The organism is Streptomyces sp. NPDC050439, assembly GCF_040655335.1.
Lineage (GTDB): Bacteria > Actinomycetota > Actinomycetes > Streptomycetales > Streptomycetaceae > Streptomyces.
Genome location: NZ_JBFAJT010000004.1, coordinates 688700 through 711502 on the forward strand (window position 1 = coordinate 688700; position 22803 = coordinate 711502).

25 protein-coding genes are annotated in these 22803 nt (G+C 68.7%); 19 read left to right on the forward strand and 6 right to left on the reverse strand.

Features of this window, described 5'->3' with window-relative positions; translation table 11 throughout:
• Positions 1–117: 117 nt before the first annotated feature.
• The 17 genes from rpmE to AB0I66_RS20600 all read left to right on the forward strand — a co-directional run bounded on the left by rpmE (position 118) and on the right by AB0I66_RS20600 (position 15212).
• The gene (gene rpmE, locus AB0I66_RS20520) at positions 118–336 is read left to right on the forward strand and encodes a 50S ribosomal protein L31 (protein ID WP_363209283.1); all 219 of its coding nucleotides are present in this window, start codon (positions 118–120) and stop codon (positions 334–336) included.
• Between the two features lie 135 nt (positions 337–471).
• Entirely contained in the window at positions 472–1548 is a 1077-nt protein-coding gene (prfA, locus tag AB0I66_RS20525; RefSeq protein ID WP_363209284.1) for a peptide chain release factor 1, read from the forward strand.
• 35 nt (positions 1549–1583) lie between these two features.
• Positions 1584–2429: a peptide chain release factor N(5)-glutamine methyltransferase gene (prmC, locus tag AB0I66_RS20530; RefSeq protein ID WP_361050016.1), complete on the forward strand. Its 846-nt coding sequence runs from the start codon at positions 1584–1586 to the stop codon at positions 2427–2429.
• 47 nt (positions 2430–2476) lie between these two features.
• Positions 2477–3124: an L-threonylcarbamoyladenylate synthase gene (locus AB0I66_RS20535; RefSeq protein WP_363209285.1), complete on the forward strand. Its 648-nt coding sequence runs from the start codon at positions 2477–2479 to the stop codon at positions 3122–3124.
• Entirely contained in the window at positions 3121–3762 is a 642-nt protein-coding gene (locus tag AB0I66_RS20540) for a protein-tyrosine-phosphatase (RefSeq protein WP_363209286.1), read from the forward strand. The genes AB0I66_RS20535 and AB0I66_RS20540 overlap by 4 nt, the downstream gene beginning before the upstream one ends.
• Positions 3763–3861: 99 nt before the next feature.
• On the forward strand, positions 3862–5133 hold the full coding sequence (glyA, locus tag AB0I66_RS20545) for a serine hydroxymethyltransferase (protein ID WP_363209287.1): 1272 nt from the start codon (positions 3862–3864) through the stop codon (positions 5131–5133).
• Between the two features lie 130 nt (positions 5134–5263).
• Entirely contained in the window at positions 5264–6574 is a 1311-nt protein-coding gene (locus AB0I66_RS20550; protein WP_363209288.1) for an MraY family glycosyltransferase, read from the forward strand.
• Positions 6575–6834: 260 nt separating this feature from the next.
• Positions 6835–7272: a hypothetical protein gene (locus AB0I66_RS20555; RefSeq protein ID WP_363209289.1), complete on the forward strand. Its 438-nt coding sequence runs from the start codon at positions 6835–6837 to the stop codon at positions 7270–7272.
• Between the two features lie 276 nt (positions 7273–7548).
• A complete protein-coding gene (atpB, locus tag AB0I66_RS20560; RefSeq protein ID WP_363209413.1) occupies positions 7549–8319 on the forward strand; it encodes a F0F1 ATP synthase subunit A in 771 nt (256 codons plus the stop codon).
• A gap of 78 nt (positions 8320–8397) precedes the next feature.
• On the forward strand, positions 8398–8637 hold the full coding sequence (gene atpE / locus AB0I66_RS20565; protein ID WP_055564408.1) for an ATP synthase F0 subunit C: 240 nt from the start codon (positions 8398–8400) through the stop codon (positions 8635–8637).
• A gap of 38 nt (positions 8638–8675) precedes the next feature.
• Positions 8676–9224: a F0F1 ATP synthase subunit B gene (locus tag AB0I66_RS20570; protein ID WP_363209290.1), complete on the forward strand. Its 549-nt coding sequence runs from the start codon at positions 8676–8678 to the stop codon at positions 9222–9224.
• Positions 9221–10042, forward strand: a complete 822-nt coding sequence (locus tag AB0I66_RS20575) for a F0F1 ATP synthase subunit delta (protein ID WP_363209291.1) — start codon at positions 9221–9223, stop codon at positions 10040–10042. The genes AB0I66_RS20570 and AB0I66_RS20575 overlap by 4 nt, the downstream gene beginning before the upstream one ends.
• Before the next feature lie 127 nt (positions 10043–10169).
• The gene (gene atpA, locus AB0I66_RS20580; protein ID WP_363209292.1) at positions 10170–11768 is read left to right on the forward strand and encodes a F0F1 ATP synthase subunit alpha; all 1599 of its coding nucleotides are present in this window, start codon (positions 10170–10172) and stop codon (positions 11766–11768) included.
• Between the two features lie 20 nt (positions 11769–11788).
• A complete protein-coding gene (locus AB0I66_RS20585; protein WP_363209293.1) occupies positions 11789–12706 on the forward strand; it encodes a F0F1 ATP synthase subunit gamma in 918 nt (305 codons plus the stop codon).
• Complete coding sequence (gene atpD, locus AB0I66_RS20590; protein WP_363209294.1) at positions 12706–14148, forward strand: F0F1 ATP synthase subunit beta; 1443 nt, start codon at positions 12706–12708, stop codon at positions 14146–14148. The genes AB0I66_RS20585 and atpD overlap by 1 nt, the downstream gene beginning before the upstream one ends.
• Before the next feature lie 109 nt (positions 14149–14257).
• Positions 14258–14632 (forward strand): F0F1 ATP synthase subunit epsilon, encoded by a 375-nt coding sequence (locus AB0I66_RS20595; RefSeq protein WP_361049993.1) that lies wholly within the window; start codon positions 14258–14260, stop codon positions 14630–14632.
• 130 nt (positions 14633–14762) lie between these two features.
• The gene (locus AB0I66_RS20600) at positions 14763–15212 is read left to right on the forward strand and encodes a DUF2550 domain-containing protein (RefSeq protein WP_361833629.1); all 450 of its coding nucleotides are present in this window, start codon (positions 14763–14765) and stop codon (positions 15210–15212) included.
• 71 nt (positions 15213–15283) lie between these two features.
• On the opposite strand, the gene AB0I66_RS20605 is transcribed toward AB0I66_RS20600, so the two are convergent.
• The 3 genes from AB0I66_RS20605 to AB0I66_RS20615 form a co-directional block, all read right to left on the reverse strand.
• The gene (locus AB0I66_RS20605; RefSeq protein ID WP_363209414.1) at positions 15284–17119 is read right to left on the reverse strand and encodes a glycoside hydrolase family 18 chitinase; all 1836 of its coding nucleotides are present in this window, start codon (positions 17117–17119) and stop codon (positions 15284–15286) included.
• Between the two features lie 192 nt (positions 17120–17311).
• A complete protein-coding gene (locus AB0I66_RS20610) occupies positions 17312–17968 on the reverse strand; it encodes a response regulator transcription factor (RefSeq protein WP_363209295.1) in 657 nt (218 codons plus the stop codon).
• Complete coding sequence (locus AB0I66_RS20615; protein ID WP_363209296.1) at positions 17965–19155, reverse strand: histidine kinase; 1191 nt, start codon at positions 19153–19155, stop codon at positions 17965–17967. The genes AB0I66_RS20610 and AB0I66_RS20615 overlap by 4 nt, the downstream gene beginning before the upstream one ends.
• Positions 19156–19308: 153 nt before the next feature.
• Here AB0I66_RS20615 and AB0I66_RS20620 point away from each other — a divergent pair, with 153 nt between their 5' ends.
• Entirely contained in the window at positions 19309–19887 is a 579-nt protein-coding gene (locus tag AB0I66_RS20620) for a hypothetical protein (RefSeq protein WP_363209297.1), read from the forward strand.
• On the opposite strand, the gene AB0I66_RS20625 is transcribed toward AB0I66_RS20620, so the two are convergent.
• From AB0I66_RS20625 to AB0I66_RS20635, 3 genes are read right to left on the reverse strand one after another with little or no spacing between them, the layout of a single operon-like run.
• Positions 19884–20456, reverse strand: a complete 573-nt coding sequence (locus tag AB0I66_RS20625; RefSeq protein WP_363209298.1) for a cob(I)yrinic acid a,c-diamide adenosyltransferase — start codon at positions 20454–20456, stop codon at positions 19884–19886. The two genes, AB0I66_RS20620 and AB0I66_RS20625, sit on opposite strands and share 4 nt — an antisense overlap.
• Before the next feature lie 13 nt (positions 20457–20469).
• Positions 20470–21225, reverse strand: coding sequence for an ABC transporter permease (locus AB0I66_RS20630; RefSeq protein WP_363209299.1), 756 nt, complete (start codon positions 21223–21225; stop codon positions 20470–20472).
• A gap of 26 nt (positions 21226–21251) precedes the next feature.
• Positions 21252–22034: an ATP-binding cassette domain-containing protein gene (locus tag AB0I66_RS20635; protein ID WP_363209300.1), complete on the reverse strand. Its 783-nt coding sequence runs from the start codon at positions 22032–22034 to the stop codon at positions 21252–21254.
• Positions 22035–22135: 101 nt separating this feature from the next.
• On the opposite strand from AB0I66_RS20635, the gene AB0I66_RS20640 reads away from it, so the two are divergent.
• The gene (locus tag AB0I66_RS20640) at positions 22136–22777 is read left to right on the forward strand and encodes a TetR/AcrR family transcriptional regulator (protein ID WP_363209301.1); all 642 of its coding nucleotides are present in this window, start codon (positions 22136–22138) and stop codon (positions 22775–22777) included.
• Positions 22778–22803: the final 26 nt, after the last annotated feature.

Consider the following 22803-nt stretch of genomic DNA (forward strand, 5'->3'; position numbering starts at 1 on the left):
CGCCCACCCCGGTTTGGGCAGATGCGACCAGTCCTGGCAGACTGGTACGTCGGCCCCGGTTCACGTACGAGCAATCCGCGCGTACGACCCGGCGCCCTCCCGAAACTAGGAGACACCTTGAAGCGCGACATCCACCCCGAGTACTTCGAGACCCAGGTCAGCTGCACCTGCGGCGCGGAGTTCACCACCCGCAGCACGATCTCCAGCGGCACCGTCCGTGCCGAGGTCTGCTCCGAGTGCCACCCGTTCTACACGGGCAAGCAGAAGATCCTCGACACCGGTGGCCGCGTGGCCCGCTTCGAGGCCCGCTTCGGCAAGGCTGCAGCCAACAAGTAGCGAGCCACTGCGCCGGTCTTCGGCCGCCCCCGGGAGGGGGCGGTTGGGACCGGCGCTTTGCCGTCTGATCGCAGCAGCCACCTTCGCGTAGAACCCTTGCGCAGTACCTTCGCGTAGAAGACTCAGGAGACCCCGATGTTCGAGGCGGTCGAGGAACTGATCGGCGAGCACGCCGATCTGGAGACGAAGCTCGCGGACCCCTCGGTCCACGCCGACCAGGCCAACGCGCGCAAGCTCAACAAGCGCTACGCCGAGCTGACCCCGATCGTCTCGACGTACCGTGCCTGGAAGCAGACCGGCGACGACATCGCGACGGCCCGTGAACTGGCCGCGGAGGACCCGGAGTTCGCCGCGGAGGTCAAGGAGCTGGACAAGCAGCGCGAGGAGATCACCGAGAAGCTGCGGCTTCTCCTGGTGCCCCGCGACCCCAGCGACGACAAGGACGTCATCCTCGAGGTCAAGGCGGGCGCGGGCGGCGACGAGTCGGCGCTCTTCGCCGGCGACCTCCTGCGCATGTATCTGCGGTACGCGGAGCGCGTGGGCTGGAAGACCGAGATCATCGACGCCACCGAGTCCGAGCTCGGCGGCTACAAGGACGTCCAGGTCGCCGTGAAGACCAAGGGCGGCAACGGCGCGACCGAGCCCGGCCAGGGCGTCTGGGCGCGGCTGAAGTACGAGGGCGGCGTGCACCGCGTGCAGCGCGTGCCCTCCACCGAGTCCCAGGGCCGGATCCACACCTCCGCGGCCGGTGTCCTCGTGACGCCCGAGGCCGAGGAGGTCGACGTCGAGATCCTCGCGAACGACCTGCGCATCGACGTGTACCGCTCGTCGGGTCCCGGCGGCCAGTCCGTCAACACGACCGACTCCGCGGTGCGCATCACGCACCTGCCCACCGGCGTCGTGGCCTCCTGCCAGAACGAGAAGAGCCAGCTGCAGAACAAGGAGCAGGCGATGCGTATTCTGCGCTCCAGGCTCCTTGCCGCGGCTCAGGAGGAAGCGGAGAGCAAGGCCGCGGACGCCCGTCGCAGCCAGGTCCGCACCGTCGACCGCTCCGAGAAGATCCGGACGTACAACTTCCCGGAAAACCGGATCTCGGACCACCGCGTCGGCTTCAAGGCGTACAACTTGGACCAGGTGCTCGACGGAGACCTCGACGCGGTCATCCAGGCCTGCGTCGACGCGGACTCCGCAGCCAAGCTCGCGGCCGCGTAAGCACCCGACAACCGCACTGCCCCCGGAGGACCAGCGTGAACCTGCTGCTCGCGGAAGTGGCTCAGGCCACCCAGCGGCTGGCCGACGCCGGCGTGCCCTCGCCGCGCAACGACGCGGAGGAGCTCGCGGCCTTCGTGCACGGCGTGAAGCGGGGCGAGCTGCACTCCGTCAAGGACTCGGACTTCGACGCCCGCTACTGGGAGACGATCGCGCGCCGTGAGGCCCGCGAGCCGCTCCAGCACATCACCGGGCGCGCGTTCTTCCGCTACCTCGAACTTCAGGTCGGGCCCGGTGTCTTCGTGCCGCGGCCCGAGACCGAGTCCGTCGTGGGGTGGGCCATAGACGCCGTGCGCGCGATGGACGTCGTCGAGCCGCTCATCGTCGACCTCTGCACGGGTTCCGGGGCCATCGCCCTGGCCATGGCGCAGGAGGTCCCGCGCTCGCGCGTGCACGCCGTGGAGCTCTCCGAGGACGCCCTGAAGTGGACGCGGAAGAACGTCGAGGGGTCCAGGGTCAAGCTCTCCCAGGGCGACGCGCGTGACGCCCTTCCGGAGCTCGACGGCCAGGTCGACCTCCTCATCTCGAACCCTCCGTACATCCCGCTCACCGAGTGGGAGTACGTCGCTCCGGAAGCCCGTGACTACGACCCGGAGCTGTCCCTCTTCTCCGGCGAGGACGGCCTCGACCTGATCCGCGGCATCGAGCGCACCGCCCACCGCCTGCTGCGGCCCGGCGGTGTCGTCGTCATCGAGCACGCGGACACCCAGGGCGGCCAGGTGCCGTGGATCTTCACCGAGGAGCGGGGCTGGGCCGACGCGGCCGACCACCCCGACCTCAACAATCGGCCGAGGTTCGCGACCGCCCGCAAGGCGATGCCGTGAGCCCCACCACTTCAAGCCAGCAGTACGTGTACGAGGAGGCCCGCTAGATGGCACGGCGATACGACACCAATGACGCGACCGACCGTACGACCGGTCTGCGCGAGGCCGCGTCGGCCGTCCGCCGTGGCGAGCTGGTCGTCCTGCCCACCGACACCGTCTACGGGATCGGTGCCGACGCCTTCACGCCGGAGGCGTGCGCCGACCTGCTCGACGCCAAGGGCCGTGGCCGCAACATGCCCACGCCTGTCCTCATCGGCTCCCCGAACACCCTGCACGGCCTGGTCACCGACTTCTCCGAGTCGGCCTGGGAGCTCGTCGACGCCTTCTGGCCCGGGGCCCTGACCCTGGTCGCCAAGCAGCAGCCGTCGCTCCAGTGGGACCTCGGGGACACCCGGGGGACCGTCGCGATCCGGATGCCGCTGCACCCCGTCGCCATCGAACTGCTCACCGAGGTCGGCCCCATGGCGGTCTCCTCGGCGAACCTCACGGGACACCCGTCCCCCGAGGACTGCGACGCCGCGCAGGAGATGCTCGGCGACTCCGTCTCCGTGTACCTGGACGGCGGCCCGACGCCGGGCATCGTCCCCTCCTCGATCGTGGACGTCACCGGGCAGGTGCCGGTGCTGCTGCGCGCGGGCGCCCTGACCGCGGAGGAGCTCCGCAAGGTGGTACCCGACCTCGAGGTGGCGAATTGACAGCCCCTGAGACGGGGCGTGGCATAGCGGCTTATCCCGATTCGTTCCGCATCCTCCACGTCAGCACCGGCAATGTGTGCCGCTCGCCGATCACTGAGCGGCTGACCAGGCATGCCCTGGCCGACCGCCTGGGTGATCCCTTCACCGGCGGCCTGATCGTGGAGAGCGCGGGCACGTGGGGGCACGAGGGCGCCCCCATGGAGACCAACGCCGAGGCGGTGCTCGCCGACTTCGGCGCGGACGCCTCCGGCTTCAAGGGGCGCGAGCTCCTCGACGAGCACGTCATCCGCGCCGACCTCGTCCTGACGGCCACCCGGGACCACCGGGCGCAGGTCATCTCGATGGGCCACTCGGCGGGGCTCCGCACGTTCACGCTCAAGGAGTTCACGCGGCTCGTGCGGGCCATAGATCCGGCGACCCTGCCGCACCCCGACGGGGGAGTGGTGGAGCGGGCCAGGGCCCTCGTGCGGGCCGCCGCGGCACTGCGGGGCTGGCTCCTGGCGCCCACGGCCGAGGCGGACGAGGTGTACGACCCCTACGGGGCGCCGCTGCCGTTCTTCCGCTCGGTGGGCGACGAGATCAACGAGGCGCTCGACCCGGTGGTGACGGCGCTGACGGGCGTGCGGGCCAAGGCGTAAACCTTTCTGTTCCCCCCTGGTCGCGCGACGCCGCGCGGGCGCCGTGTGGCGGGCCTACATTGGAGGGACCCGCACCCCTCGCGAGGCCCGGAGCCCAAGATGCCGGTCAGCACCGCACCCACCGCCGCCCCGACGGCGCCCGCTGACTTCGACGCGCTCCGCCGCGCGGACCCCCAGATGGCGGAGGTGCTCCTCGCCGAGCAGGACCGGCAGGCGTCCGGCCTCCAGCTCATCGCCGCGGAGAACTTCACCTCGCCGGCGGTGCTCGCCGCGCTGGGCTCACCGCTCGCCAACAAGTACGCCGAGGGATATCCCGGCGCCCGCCACCACGGCGGCTGCGAGCTGGTGGACGTCGCCGAGCGCATCGCCGTCGACCGCGCCAAGGCACTCTTCGGCGCCGAGCACGCCAATGTGCAGCCGCACTCCGGCTCCTCCGCGGTCCTCGCCGCGTACGCCGCGCTCCTGCGCCCCGGCGACACCGTCCTCGCCATGGGCCTGCCGTACGGCGGCCACCTCACGCATGGCTCGCCCGCGAACTTCTCGGGCCGCTGGTTCGACTTCGTGGGCTACGGCGTCAACGCGGAGACCGGCCTCATCGACTACGAAGAGGTCCGCGCCCTGGCCCGCGCGCACCAGCCGAAGGCGATCGTCTGCGGCTCCATCGCCTACCCCCGGCACATCGACTACGCGGCGTTCCGCGACATCGCCGACGACGTCGGCGCGTACCTCATCGCCGACGCGGCCCACCCGATCGGCCTGATCGCCGGGGGAGCGGCCCCCAGCCCCGTGCCGTACGCCGATGTCGTCTGCGCCACGACCCACAAGGTGCTCCGCGGCCCGCGCGGCGGCCTGATCCTGTGCGGCACCGAACTCGCCTCGCGCATCGACCGGGCGGTGTTCCCCTTCACCCAGGGCGGCGCCCAGATGCACACGATCGCCGCCAAGGCGGTCGCGTTCGGCGAGGCGGAAACCCCGGCCTACACGACGTACGCCCACCGGGTCGTCGCGAACGCGCGGGTCCTCGCCCAGGCGCTGGCCGCCGCGGGCTTCGCGATCATCACCGGCGGCACCGACACGCACCTGATCCTGGCCGACCCCGCGCCCCTGGGCGTCGACGCGCACACCGCACGCGGCAGACTCGCCGCCCACGGTCTCGTCCTGGACACCTGCGCCCTGCCCTACGCCGACGGGCGCGGCCTGCGCCTCGGCACCGCGGCCGTCAGCACGCAGGGCATGGGCGACGCGGAGATGGTGCGCATCGCCGGGCTCCTCGCCGATGCGGTGCGGGACCCGTCACAAGAGGCGAACGACTCGAAAGTACGAGAGGAAGTGCGGGAACTGGTGGGCAGATTTCCGCCGTATACGGACTAGGTCGGGGTAGCGGCGTCAGAGGAAGGCGCGTACTCGTGCAACCATCGTCGCTACCCGGAAGTCCCCCACCATATGCACGCAGAGCTAGGGTGTGGGGCTGAGATGGCCAGCGATACCTGTGGGGAAGCCCGTGCGTGAATACCTGCTGACGCTCTGCATCACGGCCGCGGTGACTTACCTGCTGACCGGCCCGGTGCGGAAGTTCGCGATCGTGGCCGGCGCCATGCCGGAGATCCGCGCCCGCGACGTGCACCGGGAGCCAACGCCCCGGCTCGGCGGTATCGCGATGTTCTTCGGGTTGTGCGCCGGACTCCTCGTCGCCGACCACCTGCCGAATCTGAACGACGTCTTCGAGCGGTCCAACGAACCGCGCGCGCTGCTCTCCGGCGCCGCGCTGATCTGGCTGATCGGTGTCCTGGACGACAAGTTCGAGATCGACGCCCTGATCAAGCTGGGCGGCCAGATGATCGCCGCCGGTGTCATGGTCCTCCAGGGCCTGACGATCCTGTGGATCCCGGTCCCCGGCTACGGCATGGTCCTCCTAGACCAGGGCCAGGGCACGCTCCTGACGGTCGCGCTCGTCGTCATCACCATCAACGCCGTGAACTTCGTGGACGGCCTCGACGGCCTCGCCGCGGGCATGGTCTGCATCGCGGCCACGGCGTTCTTCCTCTACGCCTACCGCATCTGGTACGGCTACGGCATCGAGGCCGCGGCCCCCGCCACGCTCTTCGCCGCGATCCTGATGGGCATGTGCCTGGGCTTCCTGCCGCACAACCTCCATCCCGCCCGGATCTTCATGGGGGACTCGGGCTCGATGCTGATCGGCCTGGTGCTCGCGGCGGGCGCGATCTCCGCCACGGGTCAGATCGACGGCGACGCCCTGAGCCTGAACTTCGGGGGCACCCGCGACGCGACGCACGCGATGCTCCCGGTCTTCATCCCGCTCCTGATGCCGCTGACGATCATCGCGATCCCGTTCGCCGACCTGGTCCTCGCGATCGTGCGGCGTACGTGGAACGGCAAGTCGCCGTTCGCCGCCGACCGCGGACACCTGCACCACCGTCTCCTCGAGATCGGCCACTCCCACAGCCGCGCGGTGCTGATCATGTACTTCTGGTCGGCGCTGATCGGCTTCGGCACGGTGGCGTACTCGGTCCACTCGGCCAGCATGTGGATCCTGCTCGTCATCGTCGCCCTGAGCGCGGTGGGCCTCGTGCTGCTGATGCTGCCGCGGTTCAGGCCGCACATCCCGCGCTGGGCGGAGTCCTTCGTGCCGCCGCGTTACCGGCGGCGCAGGGGTGCCGCGGCGGACGGGACGGATGCGACGGACGCAGCGACGGAGGACAGCCCTCCGGTCGCACCGGGCGTCAACGGAGCGACGGCAGTTGGCACCCGCTCACACTTCGACGACCGGCACAAGGCCGAGTCATCGAGTTGACGGCGGCTGGCAAACTCGCCCAATACCAGACAAGTTGCCGCGCCGCGTGCACATACGCGCGGAACCACTCTCATGTGTGACGGCGAGCACACCTAGCAGGTAAAGACCTCATCAAATAGTTTGTGATACCGTTCACGAAACCAGGGGATAGAGCCGAAGGACCGTAGTGCGACGGTCCATTGGCCCGAGGGACACTCTCGACCCCGGACTACGCTCGTCCATGACGACACCCTGCCCCCATCAGTAAGCGGAGCGCCGCCATGCCGTCTCAAGACACCCGAACTCTCCTTCTGTCCGCCGTACCCACTGCTGCCGCCGGTGCGATCACCGCCGCGGTCAGTGCCGTGGTCGCGGGCGGCAAGGGAGCGCTCGGTGCGGTCGTCGGCACGCTGGTGGTCATCGCGTTCATGGGGCTCGGGATGTTCGTGCTGCAACGCACGGCGAAATCGCTTCCGCAGTTGTTCCAGGCGATGGGGCTGATGCTCTACGTCGCCCAACTCCTGCTGCTTCTTGTCTTCGTGGCTCTCTTCAAGGACACCACGTTGTTCAACCCCAAGGCGTTTGCCGTGGGTCTTGTGGTCGCGACCGTCGTATGGATGGCGTCGCAGGCCCGCGCGTTCATGAAGGCCAAGATCCTTTACGTCGATCCCGACTCCGAGCAGAACGACAAGCCGGAGAAGTCGGGGTCCTCGACGTGAAGGGTAGGGGCGGGATAAATGGCCGTTCGAGATGCTGCTATCGTCCGGTGCCAACTGCGGCACTGCCGGCGCGGGCATCTGAGCTGACGCCTGCACGATCGCGAGGCTCGATGCCTGGACGCCGCGCCCACATCCGAAACACCAGTCTGGTGCCGAACCGCGGCTGCGCGCCGCGCCGACACGACAACGAGGTTGCCGTACCTATGCGTCACGCCGAAGGAGCCCGCGGTGAGTGCTGACCAAACTGAGCTCGCCTTTGACTGGAGCTGTCGGATCATGTCCGACAACGGCTGTGGCTTCCCGGCTCCGGGCCTGCACTCGTTCCTCTTCAAGCCGATCTTCGAGGTCGGCGGGTTCGAGTTCAACAAGGTCATGCTGCTCGCCCTGCTGACCACGCTCGTCGTTGTCACCTTCTTCTACGCGGCGTTCGGCAAGGCCAAGATGGTCCCGGGCAAGCTGCAGATGATCGGTGAGGCCGGCTACGACTTCGTACGCCGCGGCATCGTCTACGAGACGATGGGCAAGAAGGAGGGCGAGAAGTACGTCCCCCTGATGGTCTCGATGTTCTTCTTCATCTGGATCATGAACATCTGGTCCGTGATCCCGCTGACCCAGTTCCCGGTCTCGTCGGTCATCGCGTACCCGATCGTCCTCGCGGCCATCGTCTACTTCATCTGGGTGCCTCTCACCTTTAAGCGCCACGGGTTCGTCGGCGGCTGGAAGAACATCACCGGCTACGACAACTCGCTGGGCCCGATCAAGTGGCTCGTGTCGTTCATCGAGTTCTTCTCGAACCTGCTTGTGCGTCCCTTCACGCACGCCGTGCGACTCTTCGCCAACATGTTCGCCGGTCACCTGATGCTGGTGATGTTCACCGTCGCCTCCTGGTACCTGCTGAACAGCTGGATGATCCCCGCCGCCGGTGTCTCGTTCGTGATGACCGTCGTCATGATCCTCTTCGAACTTTTCGTGCAGGCGGTCCAGGCGTACGTCTTCGTGCTCCTCTCCGCCACCTACATTCAGGGCGCTCTCGCCGAGCACCACTGAGCAAGACCCGGCTTTCCAGCCCCCAGATCGCCCGGTGGCCAACCCCCACCGGTCCATGAAAGAGAAGGAAGTAACGGCATGTCCGCGACCCTCGAACTCGCCGCAGGCGTCTCCGGCTCCCTCGGCTCCATCGGCTACGGTCTCGCCGCGATCGGCCCCGGCATCGGCGTCGGCATCGTGTTCGGTAACGGCACCCAGGCCCTGGCCCGTCAGCCCGAGGCCGCCGGTCTGATCCGCGCCAACCAGATTCTCGGCTTCGCCTTCTGTGAGGCGCTCGCCCTCATCGGCATCGTTATGCCGTTCGTGTTCGGTAAGTAGTCACTGCTTACTGACACTTTTCGACGAAAGGCATTGATGTGATCGCCAACCTGGTTCAGCTGGCGGCCGAGGAAGAGCAGAACCCGCTCGTCCCGCCGGGTCCTGAGCTGCTCGTCGGCGCCATCGCCTTCGCCATCGTCTTCTTCTTCTTCTGGAAGAAGCTCCTCCCGAACATCAACAAGGTTCTGGACGAGCGCCGGGAGGCGATCGAAGGCGGTATCGAGAAGGCCGAGGCCGCTCAGACCGAGGCCCAGAGCGTGCTCGAGCAGTACAAGGCTCAGCTCGCCGAGGCACGGCACGAGGCCGCGCGTCTGCGCCAGGAGGCGCAGGAGCAGGGCGCCCAGCTCATCGCTGAGATGCGTGCCGAAGGCCAGCGTCAGCGCGAGGAGATCGTGGCCGCCGGTCACGCGCAGCTCGCCGCCGACCGCAAGGCCGCCGCGCAGTCGCTGCGTCAGGACGTGGGCCAGCTGGCCACCGACCTGGCCGGCAAGCTCGTCGGTGAGTCCCTCGAGGACTCCGCCCGGCAGAGCCGCACCATCGACCGTTTCCTCGACGAGCTCGAGGAGAAGGCCGAGGCGGCTCGATGACAGCGCACGGAGCCAGCCGCGAGGCCCTCGCGGCCGCGCGAGAGCGTCTCGACGCGCTGACCGACAACACCTCGGTGAACGTACGGCAGCTGGCGGACGAGCTGGCCTCGGTCACGGCGCTCCTGCACCGCGAGGTGTCGCTGCGCCGGGTCCTGACCGACCCGTCGCAGTCCGGTGAGGCCAAGGCAGAGCTCGCCGGGCGGCTGCTCGGCGGGCAGGTGGGCGGCGAGACCGCCGACCTGGTGGCCGGCCTGGTCCGCTCGCGCTGGTCGCAGTCGCGTGACCTGGTGGACGCCCTCGAGGAGCTCACCAACCTCGCCGAGCTGACCGGTGCGCAGAAGTCGGGCGCGCTGGACGACGTCGAGGACGAGCTGTTCCGGTTCGGCCGGATCGTCTCCTCGAACACCGGGCTCCGGTCCGCGCTGACCGACCGCGCCGCCTCGGGTGCCGCCAAGAGCGAGCTGCTGCGCAGCCTGCTCGGGGGCAGGGCCAACGAGGCCACGGAGCGGCTCGTCGAGCGCCTCGTGACCGCGCCCCGTGGACGTAGCCTGGAGTCGGGACTCGAGTCCCTCTCCAAGCTGGCCGCGGACCGCCGCAGCCGGATGGTCGCCGTCGTCACTTCCGCTGTGCCGCTCTCGGACCAGCAGAAGCAGCGCCTCGGTGCCGCCCTCGCGAAGGTCTACGGCCGCGAGATGCACCTGAACCTCGACGTGGACCCCGAGGTCCTCGGCGGGATCACGGTGCAGGTCGGCGACGAGATCATCAACGGCAGCATCGCGGACCGCCTCGAGGACGCACACCGCCGCATGGCGCGCTAGCAGTAACGCAAAACGTTGTAATTACGGCCCTAGTTGGGCCGTGCAGAGGATTCACCTCTTACTTGGGGGGAGTCCCCAGACCCCCAAAGTGAAACTTCGGGCCCAACAAGGAGAGCAGGGAACCCAGATGGCGGAGCTCACGATCCGGCCGGAGGAGATCCGGGACGCACTGGAGAACTTTGTCCAGGCGTACAAGCCGGACGCGGCCTCGCGCGAGGAGGTCGGTTCGGTCACCGTCGCCGGTGACGGTATCGCGAAGGTCGAGGGCCTCCCCTCGGCCATGGCCAACGAGCTGCTGAAGTTCGAGGACGGCACCCTCGGTCTCGCCCTCAACCTTGAGGAGCGCGAGATCGGCGCCGTCGTACTCGGCGAGTTCAGCGGCATCGAAGAGGGCCAGCCGGTCACCCGTACCGGCGAGGTCCTGTCCGTCGCGGTCGGCGAGGGCTACCTCGGCCGTGTCGTCGACCCGCTCGGCGCCCCGATCGACGGTCTCGGCGAGATCGAGACGTCCGGCCGCCGCGCCCTCGAGCTGCAGGCCCCCACGGTCATGGACCGCAAGTCGGTCCACGAGCCGATGGAGACCGGCTACAAGGCCGTCGACGCGATGACCCCGATCGGCCGTGGCCAGCGTCAGCTGATCATCGGCGACCGCCAGACGGGCAAGACCGCCCTGGCCGTCGACACGATCATCAACCAGCGCGACAACTGGCGCTCGGGCGACGTGAACAAGCAGGTGCGCTGCATCTACGTCGCCGTCGGTCAGAAGGGCTCCACCATCGCCTCCGTGCGCGGTGCCCTCGAAGAGGCCGGCGCGCTTGAGTACACGACCATCGTCGCCGCCCCGGCGTCCGACCCGGCGGGCTTCAAGTACCTGGCGCCCTACACCGGTTCGGCCATCGGCCAGCAGTGGATGTACGAGGGCAAGCACGTCCTCATCATCTTCGACGACCTCTCGAAGCAGGCCGACGCCTACCGCGCCGTGTCCCTGCTGCTCCGCCGCCCGCCGGGGCGCGAGGCCTACCCGGGTGACGTCTTCTACCTGCACTCGCGTCTTCTCGAGCGCTGCGCGAAGCTCTCGGACGAGATGGGCAAGGGCTCGATGACGGGTCTCCCGATCGTCGAGACCAAGGCGAACGACGTGTCGGCGTTCATTCCGACCAACGTCATCTCCATCACCGACGGTCAGTGCTTCCTGGAGTCCGACCTGTTCAATGCCGGTCAGCGTCCGGCCCTGAACGTCGGTATCTCGGTCTCCCGTGTCGGTGGCTCCGCCCAGCACAAGGCGATCCGCCAGGTCTCCGGCCGACTGCGCGTGGACCTCGCCCAGTACCGCGAGCTGGAGGCGTTCGCCGCCTTCGGTTCCGACCTGGACGCCGCGTCGAAGGCCTCCCTCGAGCGCGGTCAGCGGATGGTCGAGCTGCTCAAGCAGGCTCAGTACCAGCCGATGGCCACCGAGGACCAGGTCATCTCCATCTGGGCCGGCACCACGGGCCGCATGGACGAGGTCCCGGTCGTCGACATCCGGCGCTTCGAGCGTGAGCTGCTCGAGTACCTGCACCGCAAGGAGCAGGGCCTGATGACCTCCATCAAGGAGGGCGGCAAGATGTCCGACGACACGATCACGGCCATCGCCGACGCCGTCGCCGAGTTCAAGAAGCAGTTCGAGACCTCGGACGGCAAGCTGCTCGGCGAGGACGCTCCGGCTGCCGTCGACGCGTCCAAGTGACGACGGAAGGGACCTGACTCATGGGAGCCCAGCTCCGGGTCTACAAGCGTCGCATCAAATCCGTCACCGCGACCAAGAAGATCACCAAGGCGATGGAGATGATCGCCGCCTCGCGTGTCGTCAAGGCACAGCGCAAGGTGACCGCCTCCACTCCGTACGCGACCGAGCTGACCCGCGCGGTCACCGCGGTGGCCACGGGTGCGAACGACAAGCACCCGCTGACCACCGAGGCCGAGGCTCCGACCCGGGCCGCTGTCCTGCTCCTCTCGAGCGACCGCGGTCTGGCCGGCGCCTTCAACTCCAACGCCATCAAGGGTGCGGAGAAGCTCACGGAGAAGTTGAAGGGCGAGGGCAAGGAGGTCGACACGTACATCGTCGGCCGCCGTGGCATCGCGCACTACAACTTCCGTGAGCGGAAGATCTCCGGTCAGTGGACGGGCTTCACCGATGCCCCGTCCTACGCGGACGTCAAGGAGATCGCCGCACCCCTGATCGAGGCCATCGAGACGGACACGGCCGAGGGCGGCGTGGATGAACTCCACATCGTCTACACCGAGTTCATCTCGATGATGACGCAGGAAGCGACCGGTTCCCGGCTGCTCCCGCTGAGCCTCGACAAGGTCGCGGAGGAGGCGGGCCAGAGTGACGAGGCCCGTCCGCTGTACGACTTCGAGCCGTCGGCGGAGGACGTCCTCGACGCCCTGCTGCCGCGCTACGTCGAGAGCCGTATCTACAACGCGCTGCTCCAGTCGGCTGCTTCCAAGCACGCCGCCACGCGCCGCGCGATGAAGTCGGCGACCGACAACGCGGGTGACCTGATCAACGCTCTCACCCGTTCTGCCAACGCGGCCCGCCAGGCCGAAATCACCCAGGAAATCAGCGAGATCGTCGGTGGCTCCAGTGCCCTGGCCGACGCTTCCGCGGGGAGTGACAAGTAATGACGACCACTGTTGATACGGCCGTTGCCACGGGCCGCGTCGCCCGGGTGATCGGCCCGGTCGTCGACGTGGAGTTCCCCGTCGACGCGATGCCGGACATCTACAACGCGCTTCACGTCGAGGTGGCCGACCCGGCCAAGGACGGCGAGAAGAAGACGCTGACGCTCGAGGTCGCCCAGCACCTCGGTGACGGCATCGTCCGCGCCATCTCGATGCAGCCCACCGACGGTCTGGTCCGCCAGGCCGCGGTGACCGACACGGGCACGGGCATCACCGTCCCCGTCGGTGACATCACCAAGGGCAAGGTGTTCAACACCCTCGGTGCGATCCTGAACCACCCCGAGGCCGAGGCCGACGTCACCGAGCGCTGGCCGATCCACCGCAAGGCCCCGGCCTTCGACCAGCTCGAGTCCAAGACCGAGATGTTCGAGACCGGCCTGAAGGTCGTCGACCTTCTCACCCCGTACGTCAAGGGTGGAAAGATCGGTCTGTTCGGTGGAGCGGGCGTCGGCAAGACCGTCCTCATCCAGGAAATGATCATGCGTGTGGCCAAGCTGCACGAGGGCGTTTCCGTGTTCGCCGGCGTCGGCGAGCGCACGCGTGAGGGCAACGACCTCATCGACGAGATGGAAGAGTCGGGCGTTCTGGACAAGACCGCCCTGGTCTTCGGCCAGATGGACGAGCCGCCGGGCACGCGTCTGCGCGTCGCCCTGGCCGGTCTGACCATGGCGGAGTACTTCCGCGATGTGCAGAAGCAGGACGTGCTGTTCTTCATCGACAACATCTTCCGCTTCACGCAGGCCGGTTCCGAGGTCTCGACCCTGCTCGGCCGTATGCCCTCCGCGGTGGGCTACCAGCCGAACCTGGCCGACGAGATGGGCCTCCTCCAGGAGCGCATCACCTCGACGCGTGGTCACTCGATCACCTCGATGCAGGCGATCTACGTCCCCGCGGACGACCTCACCGACCCGGCTCCGGCCACGACCTTCGCGCACCTCGACGCGACGACCGTGCTGTCGCGTCCGATCTCGGAGAAGGGCATCTACCCGGCGGTGGACCCGCTGGACTCGACGTCCCGCATCCTGGACCCGCGCTACATCGCGCAGGACCACTACGACGCCGCCATGCGCGTCAAGGGAATCCTGCAGAAGTACAAGGACCTCCAGGACATCATCGCGATTCTCGGCATCGACGAGCTCAGCGAGGAGGACAAGCTGGTCGTCCAGCGTGCCCGCCGCGTCGAGCGCTTCCTGTCGCAGAACACGCACGCCGCCAAGCAGTTCACCGGTCTCGACGGTTCGGACGTGCCGCTCGACGAGTCGATCGCGGCGTTCAACGCGATCATCGACGGCGAGTACGACCACTTCCCCGAGCAGGCGTTCTTCATGTGCGGTGGCATCGAGGACCTGAAGGCGAAGGCCAAGGAGCTCGGCGTCTCCTGAGTCCGTGACTCACGGGAGGGGTGGGCGAGTCCCGCCCCTCCCGGTACGCCCACTAGAATTTGACCCAACACCCGGCGAAGCCGCCGGGTGGTGACCCGAGGAGCCACCCTTGGCTGCTGAGCTGCATGTCGAGCTGGTCGCCGCGGACCGCAGTGTCTGGTCCGGCGAGGCCACCCTGGTCGTCGCGCGCACCACGTCCGGCGACATCGGCGTCATGCCCGGTCACCAGCCGCTTCTGGGTGTGCTGGAGTCGGGCCCGGTGACCATTCGTACGAGTGACGGCAACACGGTCGTCGCCGCCGTCCACGGAGGATTTGTCTCCTTCGCGGACAACAAGCTGTCGCTGCTTGCTGAGATCGTCGAGCTGTCGGACGAGATCGATGTCCAGCGTGCGGAGCGGGCGCTCGAGCGCGCGAAGTCGGAGGCCGACGCCTCCGCCGAGCGTCGCGCGGACGTCCGACTGCGGGCGGTGTCGTCGCGCTGAAACCGGCGCGACGGCGTTTGACGTGACTCAGCCGCGGCCAGGTCCGGAGCAATCCGGACCGGGTCGCGGCTGAGGCAATGCGGGTGCAATTCTGTTGGTCCGTTACGTAGAGGCGAGGAGGTCGGTGCCGATGATCCTCACTCTGCTCGTGTGCGGACTCGTGTTGGTCGTGCTGGTGTTGGTGGGGCTCTTCGTCTTCGGGCTGCGGCGCCGGCTCATCCAGCGTTCCGGCGGCACCTTCGACTGCAGCCTGCGCTGGAACGCCCCGGAGAAGGGCGACACCTCCGGCAAGGGCTGGGGGTACGGGGTCGCCCGCTACAACGGCGACCGGATCGAGTGGTACCGCGTCTTCTCGTACGCTCCCCGTCCTCGGCGGACCCTGGAGCGCTCGGCCATCGAGGTCGTCGACCGTCGCGCGCCGGACGGCGAGGAGGAGCTCGCACTGCTCTCCGACGCGATCGTCCTCGGCTGTCTGCACCGCGGCGTACGCCTTGAGCTGGCGATGGGCGAGGACGCGCTCACGGGTTTCCTGGCTTGGCTGGAGGCGGCGCCTCCGGGCCAGCGGGTGAACGTGGCCTAGCTGCACACGCAAGAAGCCGGGGAGAACAGGGGGCGTACCTGTTCTCCCCGGCTTCGTCTATGCGGGACGGGTTACTTCAGACCGTCATTGATGGCAGACACCAACTCGCCGTTGGTGGTGTCACCGCTGAACTCCCAGAAGAAGGCGCCTCCCAGGCCCTGCTGCTTCGACCAGGCCATCTTGCTCTTGACCGTCGCCGGGGTGTCGTACGACCACCAGTTGTTGCCGCAGTGGGCGTAGGCCGTGCCGGCGATGGTGCCGTTGGCGGGGCAGGAGTTCTTCAGGACCTTGTAGTCCTCGATGCCCGCCTCGTACGTGCCCTGCGCGGCGCCCGTCGCCGTGCCGCCGGGCTCCTTCTGCGTGACGCCGGTCCAGCCGCGGCCGTAGAAGCCGATGCCGAGCAGGAGCTTCGCGGCGGGTACGCCCTTGGCCTTCAGCTTCGAGATCGCGTCGGCGGTGTTGAAGCCGTCCTGCGGGATGCCGGGGTAGGAGGTGAGCGGGGAGTGCGGGGCCGTCGGGCCCTTGGCCGCCCAGGCGCCGAAGAAGTCGTACGTCATGACGTTGAACCAGTCGGCGTACTGCGAGGCGCCGCCGTAGTCGGCCGCGTCGATCTTGCCGCCGCTGGAGCCGTCGGCGGTGATGGCGGCGGTGACGAGGGCGTCCTTGCCGAACTCGGTGCGGAACGCCTGCATCATGTTCTTCATCGATGCCGGGCCGCTGGTGTCACAGGTCAGGCCGCAGGCGTTGGGGTACTCCCAGTCCAGGTCGATGCCGTCGAAGACGTCGGCCCAGCGCGGGTCCTCCACGAGGTCGTGGCAGGACTTGGCGAAGGCCGCCGGGTTCTTCATGGCGTCGGTGAAGCCGCCGGACCAGGTCCAGCCGCCGAAGGACCACAGGACCTTGAGGTTCGGGTGCTTGGCCTTGAGCTTGCGCAGCTGGTTGAAGTTGCCGCGCAGGGGCTGGTCCCAGGTGTCGGCCTTGCCGTCGACGGACTGGTCGGCGGTGTAGGCCTTGTCGTAGTCGGCGTAGGCGTCGCCGATCGTGCACTTGCCGCCCTGGACGTTGCCGAAGGCGTAGTTGATGTGCGTGATCTTGGAGGCGGAGGCCGAGGTGTCGATGTTCTTCACGTGGTAGTTGCGGCCGTAGACGCCCCACTGGGTGAAGTAGCCGAGCTTGACCTTGTCACCGGGGCCTGGACCCGGGTCGGTGGTGCCCGTCGTGCGCACCTTGACGGCGCCGGAGGCCGGTCCCGTCTGGTCGGCGGTGTCGCGGGCCCGGACCGTGTACGAGTAGTCGGTGCCCTTGCTGAGGCCGCTGTCGGCGTACGAGGTGCCGGTCACCGTGGCGACCTTGGAGCCGTCGCGCAGGACGTCGTAGTTCTTGACTCCCTTGTCGTCGGTGGCCGCCTTCCAGGCGAGCTTCACCGAGGTGTCGGTGATGTCGGACGCGGTGGGGGTGCCGGGGGCCGAGGGCGCCTCGTCGCCGGGGACGCTGCCGCCGTCACAACTGGCTCCGTTTATCAGGCAGTTGGAGGGCGAGCCGGGGCCCGAGCCGTTGAACCCGAAGGAGACGGAGGCGCCGGGGGCGAGCGTCCCGTTCCAGCCGAGGTTCTTGGCGGTCCAGTGGTTGCCGGAGTTGGTGACGGTGGCGTCCCAGGCGGAGGAGACCTTCGTGCCGGTGGGGAAGTCCCACTCGACGTTCCAGGAGCTGATGGTGGTGGTTCCGGTGTTCTTGACGGTCCACTTGCCCTCGAAGCCGCTGCCCCAGTCCTGGGTCTTGGCGTACGTGGCGGTGGCCGCGGGGGCGGCTTCCGGCGCGGCTTCGGCGGGACCGCCGAGTGCGACCAGGGTGGCGAGCGGGAGCAGCAGGGTGGTGAGACCTGCCACGGCTCTGTGTCTGAAGCGCAAGGTGCGCAAGGTGTGCTCCTCGGGTGAGATCCGGGGGTCATAGGGGGTGGATCCCTGCGCCGCCCGTGAGCACCTGGAACACGTGGGGGGAGTGCTCACCGCAGTGCGGTGAGAATAGAAAGGTCTGGACCAGCGGTCAAGAGGTCTGAACCATTGGCCGGATCGCGCCGGTCGGGCGCACCGGAGCCGGGCTCATACACCCAACTCCTGTGCGAGTACGGCGGCTTGGACCCTGCTGCGCAGCTCAAGCTTGGCGAGCAGTCGGCTGACGTGCGTCTTCACCGTCGCCTCCGCCATGTCCAGGCGGCCCGCGATCTCCGCGTTCGACAGTCCCTCGCCGAGCCGGGCGAGCACCTCGCGCTCGCGGCGGGTGAGGGTGTCGAGGATGGCGGGATCGGGTCCGTTCTCCCGGCGCGCGGGCCGCGCGTTCTTCGGGGCGGCGAACTCGGCGATCAGCCGCCGGGTGACGGCCGGGGCGATCAGGCCTTCGCCGCGGCCGACCGCGCGGACCGCCTCCAGGAGGTCCTTGGCCTCGGTGTTCTTCAGGAGGAAGCCGGAGGCGCCCGCCCGCAGTGCACCGAAGACGTACTCGTCGAGGTCGAAGGTGGTCAGGACGAGGACGTCCGCGAGACCGTCGGCGACGACCTGACGGGTCGCCGAGACCCCGTCGAGGCGCGGCATCTGGATGTCCATGAGCACGAGATCGGGCCTCAGTTCACGGGCGAGCGCCACCGCCTCCTCGCCGTCCGATGCCTCGCCGACCACCTCGATGTCCGGCGCGCTGCGCAGGATCAGGACGAGTCCCGCCCGTACGGCGGACTGGTCCTCGGCGACGAGCACTCGGATCATGGGGTGGCTCCTTGGTCTGCGGGGTCGACGGGAAGGGTGGCACGGACGTCCCAGACCTTGCCGTCCGCGGTGGCGACGGGGCCCGACTCGAAGGTCCCGCCGAGCAGTTCGGTGCGTTCGCGCATGCCGACGAGACCGGCTCCGGAGCCGGGGGCGCGGGGTCCGGCGGGGGAGCCGTACGGGCTGGTCACGTGGACGTCGAAGGAACGTGGGCCCTGAGTGAGCGCCACCGTGACCAGGCCGGGCGACGCGTGCTTGAGGGCGTTGGTCAGGGACTCCTGGACGATGCGGTAGGCGGCGAGCTCCACGGGTGCGGGGAGCTTGGGGCCTTCCGGCTCGCGGCCGTCGTCGAGCGTGACGTCCAGACCATTGGTACGGGCGCCCGCGATCAGGGAGCCGAGGCCGTCCAGGGTGGGCGCGACCGTGGGCTCCAGGTCGTCGCCGGCGTCCCGCAGGATGCCGATGAGGCGGCGCATCTCGGCCAGGCCCTCGACGCTGTTCTCGCGGATGACGGCGAGGGCGTCGCGGGTGGTCTTCGGGTCGTCCAGGGAGAGCGCGGCCGTGGAGTGGATGGCGATGGCCGAGAGGTGGTTGGCGACCATGTCGTGCAGCTCGCGGGCCATCCGGGCGCGTTCGGCGGTGATGGCCTGTACGCGGTCCATCTCGGCGAGCAGCGCGGTCTGTTCGGCCCGCAGCTTGGCCGCCGCGGTGGCCTCGCGGTGGTTGCGCACCAGGACGCCGGTGGCCGCGGGACCGAACGAGACGATGCCGCTGGCCACGCCGATGAGCACCGCTTCCGGCTCCTGCCACCACGCGAGCAGGCCGACCGTGAGCACCACCGTGATGGCACCCGTGGTGAGCGGGATGCGGCGGGCCGAGGCCGGTGTCCCGTACACGACAGCCGCGTACATGATGTCCGTGAACATCAGGACCGACGCCAGGTTGCCGGCCGTGAACTGGTCGAAGGTCAGGGCGAGCGTGGCGATGACCAGGGCGGTCCGCGGCATGCTCTGGCGCAGCAGCTCGACTCCGCCCAGGACGAAGAGCGGGACCAGCGACCAGTTGAGGCCGAGCAGCCGGTCCGTCTGCATGGGCAGGCCGAGCCCCCACAGGGCGAGCCCGGCGAGCACGCTGCCCACGGCGATCTGTACGTCGACGCGGTGCGGGCGGGGGAGGGACAAGGCCATGCGTCCATCCAACACGGCGCGCCGGGGCAGTGCGTGATCCGGAGGGAGGAACTCCCAGCTACATCGAAGGATGCAGTGTCACTTCGTCACTGGTGACGATGATCCGCGGCCGGTCCGCCGGGAGCCTGGAAGGGTGACCGAGAGGAGCGAACCGTGATCGTCACGCTGATCATCATCTGTGAGGTCGGATTCTGGGTGCTGCTGGCCGCGGGCCTTGCCCTGCGGTACGCGGCGAAGATGCCGCGCGCGAGCGTCGCCGTACTGCTCTGCGAGCCGGTCCTTGAGATCGTCCTCTTCGTCGTCACCGCGATCGACCTGAAGAACGGCGCCGAGCCGGACTGGAAGCACGGCCTGGCCGCCGTCTACATCGGCTACTCCATCGCGCTCGGTCACTACACGATCAAGTGGGTCGACGTCCGCGTCGCCCACCGCTTCGCGGGCGGCCCGCCGCCGTCCACCCCCAAGTACGGCACCGCGCGTGCCGTCCACGAGTGGAAGATCGCCGCCCGCTGGATCCTGGCGGGCCTGATCGCCATGGCACTGCTCCAGGGTGCGATCTGGTACGTCGAGGGTGACGGCGACATCGGTTCGCTGCGGGGGTGGCAGCAGCGGATGGTGTGGCTGATCGGCATCAACGTGATCATCGCGGCGACCTACACGGTCTTCCCGAAGAAGGCCCCGGCGGCGGAGTCCGCCAAGGACGACCGCCCGAGCTCCCTCAGCAAGCTCTAACGCTCGCCGCCCGGCACCCACAGCACGTCGCCGACGGCCTTGTTCGCCGTACGGGCCAGGATGAACAGCAGGTCGGAGAGGCGGTTCAGGTAGGTGGCGGTCAAGGGGTTCATGGCCTGGCCATGGACCTTGAAGGCCGCCCACGTGGACCGCTCGGCCCGTCGCACGACCGTGCACGCCTGATGCAGCAGCGCGGCCCCCGGGGTGCCTCCCGGCAGGATGAAGCTGCGCAGCTTCTCCAGCTCCCCGTTGAAGCGGTCGCAGTCCGCCTCCAGCTTGTCGACGTAGAACTGCTCGACGCGCAGCGGCGGGTACTCCGGGTTCTCGGCGACCGGCGTCGACAGGTCGGCGCCCACGTCGAAGAGGTCGTTCTGGACCCTGACCAGGACCTTCACGACCTCTTCGGCGAGCTGACCGAGGGCGATCGCCGTGCCGATCGCCGCGTTGGCCTCGTTCGTGTCGGCGTACGCCGTGATCCGGGGATCGGTCTTGGCGGTCCTGCTCATGTCGCCGAGGGCCGTCGTGCCCTTGTCGCCGGTCCTGGTGTAGATGCGCGTCAGATTGACCATGGGGCCAGCCTAGTTACGCGCCCGCCTTCCGGAAGACACGTGTGCCGACCGTCACGGACCCGAGCGCGAGCGCCGCCGCCATGAGGACGCCGTACAGCATCGCCGTGCTCGCGTACTCGCCCACGTAGGCGGCCCGCACCGCGTCCACGAGATAGCGGAACGGCATGAAGTGCGAGAGCACGTCCAGCCAGCCCGGCGCGAGCGCCATCGGCAGCATCAGACCGGAGAGCAGCATCGAGGGCATGCTGACCGCGTTGATGACGGGGCCGAACTCGTGCGGCTTGGAGACGAGCAGCGCGAGCGCGTACGACAGCGACGCGAGGACGACCGTCAGGACGCCCACGAACGCGAAACCGATGAGGATGCCGGCGAGCGGCGCCCGCAGCCCCATCACCACGGCCGCGAGCACGAGCAGCACCGCCTGGAAGACGAAGAGCGCGGCGTCGCGAAGCACCCGCCCGAGAAGCAGCGCGAGCCGGCTGACCGGCGTCACCCGCATCCGCTCCACCACGCCGAACTGCTTCTCGATGATGATCGCGAATCCGCTGTACGAGGCGCCGAACAGGCCGAGTTGCAGCAGCAGGCCCGGCACGAGCACCTGCCAGGAGTCACCGCGCGAGCCGAGCGGCAGGTCGGTCAGGAGGGGGCCGAAGAAGAGCAGGTAGAGCAGCGGCATCAGGACGCCGAAGAGGATCTGGAACTTGGAGCGCAGGGTCTGGCGGGCGTACCGCCCGAAGATCAGCGCGGTGTCGGAGAGAAACGCAGACATGAGTGTGGTCCCGGGGATGTGAGGGCTTAGACGGCGACCGGCGCCGTGTCCTTGGGGGCGAGGTCGCGGCCGGTGACGGCGAGGAACGTGTCCTGGAGGGAGGCGTCGATGGAGCCGCCGTACCGGAGCTTGAGTGCGCTCGGGGTGCCTTCGGCGACCACGACGCCCTTGTCGATGACGACGAGGCGGTCGCAGAGCGCGTCGGCCTCGTCGAGGTAGTGCGTGGTCAGGACGACGGTGGTGCCGTGCTCGTCGCGCAGCCGCCGCACCAGCGCCCACAGGTCGGCCCTGCTGCCCGGGTCGAGGCCCGTGGTCGGTTCGTCGAGGAAGAGCACCTCGGGCCGGTGCATGAGCCCCATGGCGATGTCGAGGCGCCGCCGCTGACCGCCGGAGAGGGTCGCGCACTTGCGGTCGAGGAGGTCGGTGAGGTCCAGGTCCGCCGCCAACTCCTTTGCGCGGGCTGCTGCTTGGGGCTTGGTCAGGCGGTAGAGACGCCCCTGGGTGACCAGTTCCTCGCGTACGGAGATGTTCAGGTCGACGCCGCCGGACTGCGCCACGTACCCGATCCTGCGCCGTACGGCGGCCGGGTCGCGGGCCAGGTCGCAGCCCGCGACGGTGGCGGCGCCGCCGGTGGGGGCGAGGAGCGTGGTGAGCATGCGCAGCGTCGTCGTCTTGCCCGCGCCGTTCGGCCCGAGGAAGCCGAGGATCTCGCCGGGGGCGACGGTCAGGTCGATGCCGCGCACGGCTTCGACGGCGCCGCGCTTGGTCCGGAAGGTCCGGGTGAGTCCGGCCGTGCTGATGATTGCCATGGCGACCACAAAAACAGAGTCGCTGCAATTTTGCAATGACACCAAGTTTTGTGACGGCTCAAGTTTTCAGTCGCCCTAGCCAGTGGTCGTAGGGTGAGGGCATGGCTGAAGGACTCAGGGAGCGCAAGAAGCGGCAGACGAAGCAGCGGATCTCCGACATCGCGACGGGGCTCTTCCTGGAGCACGGCTTCGTCACGGTGACCGTCGCGGACGTCGCGGAGGCCGCGGACGTCTCGGTGAACACCGTCTACAACTACTTCCCGGTCAAGGAGGACCTCTTCCTCGACCGAGGTGAGGCCGTCGTCGACCGGCTCTCCGGCTACGTACGCGGCCGTCGCGCGGGGGAGTCCGCGGCCGCCGCCGTCCTGCGCGAGCTGCGCTCGGACGTGGAGGGCGTGTCGCCCTCCGTCGGACTCTTCACGGGCTGGGCTGACTTCATGAAGGTCATCACCGACGCGCACGGCCTGCGCTCGCGGCTCTGGGAGATCCAGCAGGAAGCGCTCGACCACCTCAAGAAGACCCTCGCCGACGAGGTGAAGGCCGCCGCCGACGACCCCATGCCCGGCCTGATCGCGGGTCAGCTCTCGTGGGTCCACGGCACGCTCATGGCGTGGATCGGCGACGAGATGACCAAGTGCCGCAAACCCGCGGAAGTGTCCCGTGATGCCCTCGTCCTGCTCGACGAGATGGAGGACCTGCTCGGCGAGAAGGTCCTCAACTACGCGGTGCGCGACGCCGAATGACCCGTACCAGTGTGATGTCCGTCATC